The organism is Stenotrophomonas sp. YJH_SMC_53, assembly GCF_059369995.1.
Genome location: NZ_JCAFTF010000002.1, coordinates 451,222 through 459,648 on the forward strand (window position 1 = coordinate 451,222; position 8,427 = coordinate 459,648).

Genomic DNA, 8,427 nt, shown 5'->3' on the forward strand with positions numbered 1-8,427 from the left:
CAAGGGCAAGAAGATCCCCTGCTGTGCCAACTGCAACGGCAAGGCGAGGGTGTGCTGGCCTGGCCGCGAGTCGCAGCTCGTACAGTTCCAGTGCCGGCACTGCGGGCCGCGGGGAGCCATCTTCGACAGCAGCGCGCCAGTCCAGTGTGGCCGCTGTGGTACCGCCCCGCCTGGCCTATTCCCGCGTGGCGCACAGATCCAGTGCTGCAGCTGCGGGGCATCCTCAGCCGTGTTTGTTGGCCAGGATCCCGCCGGTGCTCTGGCGGCTGCGCTGGATGCCTGGTGCCGCCACGCACCAGTGCTTCCGTCGGCGGCCGACGACAGTGCAGGGCAGCGGCGCCGTGGCGCAGCCCCGGATGGCTTCGACGACGAGGGCAAGGGTGACGTCCTGGAGCTGCTATCGCGCCTGCTGGTCGGCGGGAGCTACCGCATGCCCGTTGAAGGGCGCAGCACCTTGGCACCGCTAGGCAGCAGCGACATTGCCGGCGCGGTCGGCTACATGCGTAATCCGCTGGAGAAGCACACCGCGCTTGCCGTAGCGACCAGGATGGGCCCCGCCGCGATTGCACGGCTTTCCCTCGCTGCCTACCGTCAGGTGGCCAAGGACATGCGTGCAATGCGGCCGCGGCCTCTGGATCTCGGCAAGCCCGCCGATCGCTGGCGCCTTCGCCTGGTGATCTATGACGCGGCGCACGAGCTGGTGTGGCCGGAGCGGCGCCAGCCGTTCGCAGGCCTGGCCAAGTCAGCCAAGATGCGCAAGGGCAACTACATCAAGGCCCACAAGTGCGCCAGCGCCGTCCTTCAGGAGGCGCTGCACGGAGGCAGGCAGGGTTTTCAGCGCGCATTGTGGTAGGCGATCTGCGGAGGCGCCTCACTCCTGCAGAGTCAGCTCCACAGCGCATGTTTCATGCAGCTTCAGCAGGTCCTTGCCTAAAGCGTCATTGAGTTGGCGGAACCGAATGACCAACGATTGGCGAAGATCTCCATCCATCGTGTCTTCCAGAAGCTGGGGCGCGATGATCGCGAGTTGAGCCGTAACCTGACCGATGGCGTTGGCTTCCTGATATGCCGGATCTGAGAAGAGGTATCTGAACTTTCGCGCCCCGCGTTGAATTCTAAGAGTTCGCTCATGGGTCACCTTGTCGCTGAGAATTTCAATGACGGCATCCTCGACTTCCGCCAAGGCCCCCATGCGCTTGTCAAACAAGTCGGCTTTCAACTTCTTCTTCGCAGTAGCAGCCTGCTGCCGTGCGGTAAACCACTGTCGGAGCGCTACATAGCCGACCGCAGCAGCCAGAGCCAATTGACCCATCGCTGTGAACAGACGCAGCTCCAAGTCTGTCATTCCCCAGACGGTCTCAATCATTGCGACACCCTCCCTGTATTGGCCGGGATTATCACATTTGTTAAGGTTTGTTAGGGACAAATCGCGTCCCGTGATAGATGGAGAAGCAGAGTGGCAAAGGATGCATTGGTACAACAGGTTCTCGCGCGCGCGCAGGAATTGGCTGTGGCGTACGGAAAAGGGCGTCAGGTGGTTCAGGACTATTCGGTGCGTATGGCTGACACCGATGAGTCATTCACGCCAAGTACTGTCAAGGCCGTCGCAGACTCAGCGATCTCCGCGTTCGACGGCGCAAAGGATGCCTACAACTGGCTCAACGCAAGGCTGGGTGAGATCAAGGATTCGTGCGGCGCGCTGCCCCGGGACGAAGCACTGTTTCTCCTGAACGTCTTTCACGCAATGCACGCCAACGCTTCAGCGCTGCAGCATTACGCCTCTGCCGCGGAGATGGTGGAAGCGAACCTAAGTGTCGGACATGCGACACGCGCTGTTACGGACTATCGCGAAGGGCTTAGGAACACCATAGGTGAGCTGATTAGGTGCCTCGCCGGGCAGCCCGACTACGGCTTAGCTCTTAACGGCATTGCGAACTGGGCCGTGGACAACCTGAAGGCGTCGATGCCCGTAATTCACGCTGCAACTATGAACGGTGGGCATTCATCTAGCTGACCTCAGTTGTTCCTCATGAGGAAGATTTCTTCCTCATGAGGAACCGCAGTTGCCTCGGGAACCGAAAGTAGGTTTGAATTCCTACAGTGGGCGTTCTTATGGGCGCCTCAATTCAAAGGCCGTTGATTGACCAGGACGTGGGAGTCCGCTGGTCGATCAGCGGCCTTCTTGTTTGCGGGGTAGAGCAGTCCGGCAGCTCGCGTGGCTCATAACCACGAGGTCGGTGGTTCGAATCCACCTCCCGCTACCAAATGGCCGGTAGTCATGGCCACCACTCAAGCCAGCACATAGGCCGTCGTGAGACGCGCCGCTGGTGTCCGCGCGACCTTGCAACCGCGGTAGTGGTGGGCCATGCCGGCCTCCTTTCATTGGGGGAACCGCGGTGGGCATCAAAGAGCAGATCACAACGGACCTGGCGGTCGCAGGTTCGAAGATCGGAGCGGTTGTGAGCGTCACCGCTGCGACCTACTCGCCGGGTTACACCCTCAGCGACTGGGCCTTGATTGGCACGATCGTCTTCACCACCGTCCAGACGTTCACCGTCATGGTGAAGAACTGGGGTGACTGGTCAGCCTGGTGGACCGCGCGCATGGGCACCGCCAAGCGATTCTGGGCGTGGATCCGTCGCCGTGGCTGACACCAAGCTCAGCACCAAGCAGCGCGTCGGCTTCGCTGCCGCACCGCTGGCGCTGATCGGCGCGCTGGTCGCCGCCCTGGGCACGAACGATTCGGCCCACGAAGGGCGCCGCTACGTGCCCTACTACGACTCTGCCGGCATCCTGACTGTCTGCGCCGGCATCACGGGCCCAGCGGTGATGAAGGGCAAGCGCTACACCGATGACGAGTGCACCAGGCTGGAGACCGCCTACGTCCGCACCATGCTCGGCCACATGGGGCAGTGCGTCCGCGGTGAGTTCGAATTCCACGAGATCAAGGCCTGGGGCCACTTCGCCTACAACGTTGGCAACAACGCGTTCTGCAGCAGCACCGCGGCCAAGCGCCTGAACGCCGGCGAGCGCACCGCCGCCTGCCATGAAATCTGGAAGTGGCGCTTCGTCACGATCGCCGGCGCCAAGCGCGACTGCGCGCTTCCGCAGTGGCGTTCGAAATGCGGCGGCATGATCGACCGCCGGCAGTGGGAAATGGCCACCTGTCAGGGCCGCCTGCAGTGATCACCTCGTCGGCCGTCTCTGCCTGGTGGGCAGCCTGGAAGTGGGTTGCCATCCTGGCCGGCCTGTTGAGCCTGTCGCTCTGGCTCAACGTCAGGCAGTGCGGCGATCGCCGTGAGGCTGCAGCTGCAGCCCGGGCCGCCACCCTCGAAGACACGCTCGAGGTGACGGCCGGAATCGCCCGCCAGGCCCAGTCCGACAGTGGGCAGCTGCTGGAGCGCCTGGAGGCGATCGCCGCGCGCGGTGAGCGGACCCGAACCGTCTATCGAGCAGCAGCTGCCGCGCAGCCGCTTCCAGCCAACTGCGCCCCGGGTCAGGCCCGGGTCGACGCCATCAACCAGGCCCTCGGGCCTACCAGCAGGACCGCGAAGTGACCGAGAAACCATCGATCGGGCGGATCGTCCACTACACCCTGAGCGATACCGACGCGCTCCGCATCAATGCGCGCCGTACCGATGGCCCGGCCATCCAGGAACGCCTGCTCGACAACACCTGGCCGCTGGGCGCGCAGGCGCACGTCGGCAACAGGGCCTCCGCCGGCGACGTGCAGCCCGCCCTGGTCGTGGCGGTCCAGCCGAACGGTCAGGTCAACGCGCAGGTGTTCCTGGATGGCAACGACGTGCTGTGGGTCACCAGCCGCGACGCTGCCAGCGAGGAATCCGGGAGCCACCCGGGTCGCTGGCACTGGCCGCAGCGCTGACACCATGCAGCTGCGCCACGCTCTCCCGATCGCGGCACTGGTGCTGCTGGCCGGCTGCACGCAGCACCTGCAGCGTGTGCCAGCCCAGTGCGACGCGATGTGCTTCCGCCCATGCGTCGACGCCGGCGAAGACACCGGCGTGCGGGTGACCGCAGATCCTGGTGCTGCGGACGCCTGGGACAACATCGGCGGGGACGTGGTGGGCCAGCTGGCCGACAAGCTCCGCGCCTGCGACGTCCGACGTAGGGCCTGCGAACAGTGCCTGCGCCGGCTCGACGCCAAGAACGTAATCCAGCTTTGAGCGCCCTCCCGGCGCCATAGGAGAGCAGCATGTTGAACCAGCAAGCCGGCGCAACCCCGCTGGCGGAGCCGCAGACCCCGATCGAATCCGCCACGAATGACTTGACCCGGGCGCAGCAGGATCTGCACATCGCTGTCGAGCAGCTTGCGCGGCGTCTTGCGCCAGTGCTGGCAGAGGCGAAGCCCGACTCGGCGGCATCCACCGGACGTGCCGTCGGCGCGTCCCCATTGCTCGAAGACCTGTTCCAGAGGCGAGACGCAGCTGCGCAGACCCTCGCCGTCGTAAACGCACTGCACGCCCAGCTGACCCTGTGAGCCGGACACCCGCCAGCTTCAGCCTCACGGTCGTGCGTGGCGCGACGTGGGAGGACGACTTCACCTACACCAACCCGGATGGGAGCCCGTTCGACCTGACCGGCTACCAGGCGCGGATGCAGGTGCGGACGCTGGCGGGCCAGTTCGGGCTGACCCAGGCCGACACCCTGGTGCTGGAGCTCAGCACTGCGGCCGGCTCGCTCGTCATCGCGGAGCCAGAGAACGGCGTGGTCGCGATCACGGTGCCGGCGGCAGCCACCGAAGTGCTGAACCCGGCGAATGCGCGCAAGGTGAAGCACTGCTACAGCCTGGAGCTGTTCAAGCCCGCAGGCGCGGATCCTGAGTACGTGATCCCGCTCGTGGCCGGCAAGGTCACTGTCCAGGGCGAGACGACACGCTGATGCCTGTGATCCGAGCCAGCGAGGGCGCGGCGCGCGTGATAGTGGTCGAGCGCCGCGGCGCCGTCGCCATCCGCGATTCCCGCACGCCGATTCTCGCCACGGCCCGGCCGACGGCTGTCGAGGCGATCCAGGCAGATACGCGGACGGTTGAGGTTGCAGCGCGCGGCGCGCAGGGCCCGGCCGGTCCGGCCGGCCGAGACGGCACCTCGCCAGAAGCGACGTACCCGGTCGGACAGCCGATCCATGGTCACCGCGTCGTTCGCCTGGACAGCGGCAAGGCCTATCACCCGGACACGGCGGTGCTGGAACACGCGCAGGCCTGCATCGGCATCGCTCTGCAGTCGGCCAACAGTGGCGTGGTCGCGGTGCGACTGGCCGGCACGATCGAGGAAGCCAGCTGGACCTGGCACGACGGCGCAGTGTGGTGCGGCGCCGACGGCGCGCTGACCCAGGACCCAGGCACAGCCGGGTGGCTGTTGTGCGTTGGCCGAGCGCTCAACGCCACCACCCTGATGATCGACTTCGACTCACCCATTGCGCGGATCTGAACCCATGGCCGACAAGACCCTGCAGCTCAAGAACAACATCACCACCGAGGTCGAAGGCGTCACCGCGTCAGCTGGTGCTGCCGATGCCGGCAAGATCGCGGCCCTGGGCCCGGATGGCCGCTTCGACGACTCGCTGTTGCCGGCTGGCATTGGCGCCGACACCAAGATCTACCCGGCCAGCGAGGTACTGGCCGCCGGCGACTACGTGAACATCTGGGACGACGCCGGCACTGCCAAGGTGCGCAAGGCCGATGCCAGCGCTGCGAACGCAGGCAAGCGCGCCCATGGTTTCGTGCGCGCCGGCGTCGGCACCATCGGCAGCGACGCGACCGTGTACTTCGAAGGGCCGAACAGCTCGCTTTCCGGTCTGTCGCCCGGGGCGACCTACGTGCTGAGCCACACCACGCCTGGTGGCGTTGTGCCGCTGGCATCGGGCACCACCGCCGCCGGCCACATCCTGCAGATCCTGGGCGTGGCCACCGACGTGGGCGAGATCAACGCCGAGATCGGCAATCCGGTGGTACGAGCCTGATATGGCAGCGCGCCGTCCGCTTGTCCTCGATGCGAGCAATCGCACCAGGGAGCTGCCCACCGGTGACATCTTGATCGGTGTTCCGCTGCAGCTCGCGGTCGGGCTCCGGGCTGGCGGGGTGTTCAACGTCGCCCTGACCTCGACCTACGCGATGACGATCGGCCTGCGCGCAGGTGGCACCTTCGACGTACAGGCGACCACCTGATGGCCACCCGCACCCCGCTGATCCTCAACCAGGCCACGGCCCGCGTCGAAGAGTTGGCGTCCGGCGACGCAATCCCCGGCTCCATGATCGAAGGGCTCCTGGGGAAGAATCTGCTGATCAACGGTGACATGGGTATTTCCCAGCGCGGGACGCTGGCGAACCGCCCTGACGGCGAGGGTTACACCATTGATCGGTGGTCGTTCGCTTCTCTCGGCACCGGCACGTCGAACTGGGGTGTGGGCACCTTCACCGTCTCTGACTCGTCGCCGATCTTGCCGGTGCCAAGCCCACCCCGGTACTGGCTTGGGCTGAACATCGCCGCTGGTACCAATACGGCTTGGCTGCGGCAGAAGATCGAAAAAGTCGCCGTGTATCACAACGGTAAAGCCACGCTGTCTTTCTGGATGCGCTCGGGTGTCGCCGGCAAGAAAGTTGGCGTCCGCATCATCCAGGACTTCGGCGGCGGCACCGGCGCGTCTGCAGCTGTATTTATCGAAGGCACAGTTTTCACCCTCACCACTTCGTTTCAGAAGTACACCTGCACGTTCGACGTGCCATCTATTGAAGGCAAGACACTCGGCTCTGCGCCTTCTGGCAATGACTGTTTGCAGGTGCTTTTTGATTTCGCGGCTCCAACTGGATATGGCGGTCAATTGGTAGGGCAAGCCGGTCTTTTTGAGGTGGCGATGGTCCAGTTTGAGCGCGGCGCGGTAGCCACCGAATTTGATCGGCGCCCCGACGCTGTCGAGCTGGCCCTGTGCCAGCGCTACTACGAAAAGAGTTACAACCTCGCTATTTCGCCAGGTACTGTTACGCGGATCGGGGGCCACACTTCGGGGCTGCTTACCGGCTACCTCCTTCATTACCCGACTGTCCGCTTCAGCCAAAGGAAGCGTACAGTCCCAGCTATCACCGTTTACAACACCTCCGATGGCACTGCGGGGCAGCTGGCAGAAAACGGAGGCGACGGCGTACACCGTGTAAACCATCCAGCACTGGTTGATTATGTAGGTTCGATGTCGTTTGAGGTAATCGTGCAAAACGGTACAGCTGGGGTCGGTAACATTGCACGATTCCAATGGACAGCAGACGCGGAGATTTAGCGTGTACCAGCTGACCAAAGACCCCGATATTCTGCTTTGCATCGAAACCGGCGCTTTTATCCCGCGCGACCATTACCTGTGGCCGACCAAGTGGCTGGAATCGAACACGCCGCTGCCGGTATCGCCGCCCTACGAGCTGCATTCACCCGAGCACTACCGCGCCATCCGCGCGGCTGCATGGGACTGGATGGCGGCAGAGGTGCATGAGCGCGGATACGACAGCATCGAGACCTGCGTCGGCTACTACAACAGCGGCGTGGATCGGTACCGCTTGGAGGCGCGCGCCATGGTGGCGTGGCGGGATGCCGTGAATCAGGCGCTGGAGGACCTGGTCAAGGTCCCGCCAGCCGGCGTCGAGACGTGGGAGCAGGTTCAGGTGCTGCTGCCGCAACCCTCCCAGTTCAACTGGCCGTCAAAAGTCGAACTCCCGCTCGGGGTAGGTGACGGCCCCGCAGTGCAACTTTGATCCAATCTGAGAGGAACCCAGCCAGTGGCCGGAAAGATTGACCCGGCGACGGGGCTGCAGGACCAGCAACGGCGGTTCGCGGACGAGTACCTGGTTGATTTCAATGGCACCGCGGCCTACATGCGCGCGGGCTACAAGGCCACCGGTGCCGCGGCCAGCGCCGCCGCGGCGAGGCTCCTGGCCAACCCCAAGGTGCAGGCCTACCTGGCCAGCAGGAAGGAAGAGCTGCTGCTGTCGCAGCGGGTCGATCAGGAAGCGGTGCTTGCCCGGCTGGCCTTCATGGCGCTGGGTGACATCCGCACCCTGTTCGATCAGCACGGCAACCTGAAGCCGATGAGCGAGCTCACGGCGGAAGAGGCCAGCCTGGTCCAGGGTGTGGAGGTGTTCGAAGAGTGGGAGGGGCGGGGCGACGAACGGCGCGCCGTCGGCCTGACCAAGAAGATCAAGCTGGTCAGCCGCCTCGATGCGGTCAAGACCTTGGGTACGCACTTCGGCATGTTCGCAAAGAAGGTCGAGCACACCGGCAAGAACGGTGGTCCGATCGAGAGCCAGACGCGGATCCTGGGCGACGTGATGGACCTCATCGACGGGTCCGACACCGGCCCCGGGCCGGCGACCTCGCGGAGCAAGTAAGCCGTGGAGGAACTGAGCGACCAGGACGCCAGCCGAATCAT

General features: G+C 64.7%; 16 protein-coding genes and 1 tRNA gene. 16 read left to right on the forward strand and 1 reads right to left on the reverse strand.

From position 1 onward, the window contains the following. The first annotated feature begins 229 nt into the window (after positions 1 to 229). The gene (locus AC5P7X_RS04845; RefSeq protein WP_495214493.1) at positions 230 to 853 is read left to right on the forward strand and encodes a hypothetical protein; all 624 of its coding nucleotides are present in this window, start codon (positions 230 to 232) and stop codon (positions 851 to 853) included. Positions 854 to 871: 18 nt separating this feature from the next. On the opposite strand, the gene AC5P7X_RS04850 is transcribed toward AC5P7X_RS04845, so the two are convergent. Continuing rightward, positions 872 to 1,366, reverse strand: coding sequence for a hypothetical protein (locus tag AC5P7X_RS04850; RefSeq protein WP_495214494.1), 495 nt, complete (start codon positions 1,364 to 1,366; stop codon positions 872 to 874). Positions 1,367 to 1,456: 90 nt separating this feature from the next. Here AC5P7X_RS04850 and AC5P7X_RS04855 point away from each other — a divergent pair, with 90 nt between their 5' ends. The 15 genes from AC5P7X_RS04855 to AC5P7X_RS04925 all read left to right on the forward strand — a co-directional run bounded on the left by AC5P7X_RS04855 (position 1,457) and on the right by AC5P7X_RS04925 (position 8,386). Beyond that, complete coding sequence (locus tag AC5P7X_RS04855; RefSeq protein WP_495214495.1) at positions 1,457 to 2,014, forward strand: hypothetical protein; 558 nt, start codon at positions 1,457 to 1,459, stop codon at positions 2,012 to 2,014. Positions 2,015 to 2,187: 173 nt separating this feature from the next. Next, a tRNA-Met gene (locus tag AC5P7X_RS04860) sits at positions 2,188 to 2,264 on the forward strand. A 195-nt stretch (positions 2,265 to 2,459) separates the two neighbouring features. Then, positions 2,460 to 2,651 (forward strand): hypothetical protein, encoded by a 192-nt coding sequence (locus tag AC5P7X_RS04865; RefSeq protein ID WP_495214496.1) that lies wholly within the window; start codon positions 2,460 to 2,462, stop codon positions 2,649 to 2,651. Then, positions 2,644 to 3,186 carry a lysozyme gene (locus AC5P7X_RS04870; RefSeq protein ID WP_495214498.1) on the forward strand — a complete coding sequence of 181 codons (543 nt, stop codon included), beginning with the start codon at positions 2,644 to 2,646 and terminating at the stop codon, positions 3,184 to 3,186. Before AC5P7X_RS04865 ends, AC5P7X_RS04870 begins: the two co-directional genes overlap by 8 nt. Beyond that, entirely contained in the window at positions 3,183 to 3,557 is a 375-nt protein-coding gene (locus tag AC5P7X_RS04875; RefSeq protein WP_495214499.1) for a hypothetical protein, read from the forward strand. The genes AC5P7X_RS04870 and AC5P7X_RS04875 overlap by 4 nt, the downstream gene beginning before the upstream one ends. Beyond that, on the forward strand, positions 3,554 to 3,883 hold the full coding sequence (locus AC5P7X_RS04880) for a hypothetical protein (RefSeq protein WP_495214500.1): 330 nt from the start codon (positions 3,554 to 3,556) through the stop codon (positions 3,881 to 3,883). Before AC5P7X_RS04875 ends, AC5P7X_RS04880 begins: the two co-directional genes overlap by 4 nt. A gap of 4 nt (positions 3,884 to 3,887) precedes the next feature. Further along, positions 3,888 to 4,184, forward strand: a complete 297-nt coding sequence (locus AC5P7X_RS04885; RefSeq protein WP_495214501.1) for a hypothetical protein — start codon at positions 3,888 to 3,890, stop codon at positions 4,182 to 4,184. Positions 4,185 to 4,213: 29 nt separating this feature from the next. Next, a complete protein-coding gene (locus AC5P7X_RS04890; protein ID WP_495214503.1) occupies positions 4,214 to 4,498 on the forward strand; it encodes a hypothetical protein in 285 nt (94 codons plus the stop codon). Then, the gene (locus AC5P7X_RS04895) at positions 4,495 to 4,899 is read left to right on the forward strand and encodes a hypothetical protein (RefSeq protein ID WP_049407760.1); all 405 of its coding nucleotides are present in this window, start codon (positions 4,495 to 4,497) and stop codon (positions 4,897 to 4,899) included. Before AC5P7X_RS04890 ends, AC5P7X_RS04895 begins: the two co-directional genes overlap by 4 nt. After that, positions 4,899 to 5,447 (forward strand): hypothetical protein, encoded by a 549-nt coding sequence (locus tag AC5P7X_RS04900; RefSeq protein WP_495214504.1) that lies wholly within the window; start codon positions 4,899 to 4,901, stop codon positions 5,445 to 5,447. Before AC5P7X_RS04895 ends, AC5P7X_RS04900 begins: the two co-directional genes overlap by 1 nt. Before the next feature lie 4 nt (positions 5,448 to 5,451). Beyond that, positions 5,452 to 5,979 carry a hypothetical protein gene (locus AC5P7X_RS04905; protein ID WP_495214505.1) on the forward strand — a complete coding sequence of 176 codons (528 nt, stop codon included), beginning with the start codon at positions 5,452 to 5,454 and terminating at the stop codon, positions 5,977 to 5,979. Position 5,980: 1 nt separating this feature from the next. After that, positions 5,981 to 6,184: a hypothetical protein gene (locus AC5P7X_RS04910; protein WP_495214506.1), complete on the forward strand. Its 204-nt coding sequence runs from the start codon at positions 5,981 to 5,983 to the stop codon at positions 6,182 to 6,184. Then, on the forward strand, positions 6,184 to 7,287 hold the full coding sequence (locus tag AC5P7X_RS04915) for a hypothetical protein (protein WP_495214507.1): 1,104 nt from the start codon (positions 6,184 to 6,186) through the stop codon (positions 7,285 to 7,287). Before AC5P7X_RS04910 ends, AC5P7X_RS04915 begins: the two co-directional genes overlap by 1 nt. A gap of 1 nt (position 7,288) precedes the next feature. Next, positions 7,289 to 7,753, forward strand: coding sequence for a hypothetical protein (locus AC5P7X_RS04920; protein WP_495214508.1), 465 nt, complete (start codon positions 7,289 to 7,291; stop codon positions 7,751 to 7,753). Positions 7,754 to 7,777: 24 nt separating this feature from the next. Beyond that, positions 7,778 to 8,386 carry a terminase small subunit gene (locus tag AC5P7X_RS04925; RefSeq protein ID WP_046430098.1) on the forward strand — a complete coding sequence of 203 codons (609 nt, stop codon included), beginning with the start codon at positions 7,778 to 7,780 and terminating at the stop codon, positions 8,384 to 8,386. Positions 8,387 to 8,427: the final 41 nt, after the last annotated feature.

Excerpts from the sequence above, each read along its gene's own strand:
- AC5P7X_RS04850 (WP_495214494.1), bottom strand. The coding sequence starts at position 1,366 with ATGATTGAGACCGTCTGGGGAATGACAGACTTGGAGCTGCGTCTGTTC.
- AC5P7X_RS04885 (WP_495214501.1), top strand. The coding sequence starts at position 3,888 with ATGCAGCTGCGCCACGCTCTCCCGATCGCGGCACTGGTGCTGCTGGCC.
- AC5P7X_RS04890 (WP_495214503.1), top strand. The coding sequence starts at position 4,214 with ATGTTGAACCAGCAAGCCGGCGCAACCCCGCTGGCGGAGCCGCAGACC.
- AC5P7X_RS04900 (WP_495214504.1), top strand. The coding sequence starts at position 4,899 with ATGCCTGTGATCCGAGCCAGCGAGGGCGCGGCGCGCGTGATAGTGGTC.
- AC5P7X_RS04905 (WP_495214505.1), top strand. The coding sequence starts at position 5,452 with ATGGCCGACAAGACCCTGCAGCTCAAGAACAACATCACCACCGAGGTC.
- AC5P7X_RS04910 (WP_495214506.1), top strand. The coding sequence starts at position 5,981 with ATGGCAGCGCGCCGTCCGCTTGTCCTCGATGCGAGCAATCGCACCAGG.
- AC5P7X_RS04915 (WP_495214507.1), top strand. The coding sequence starts at position 6,184 with ATGGCCACCCGCACCCCGCTGATCCTCAACCAGGCCACGGCCCGCGTC.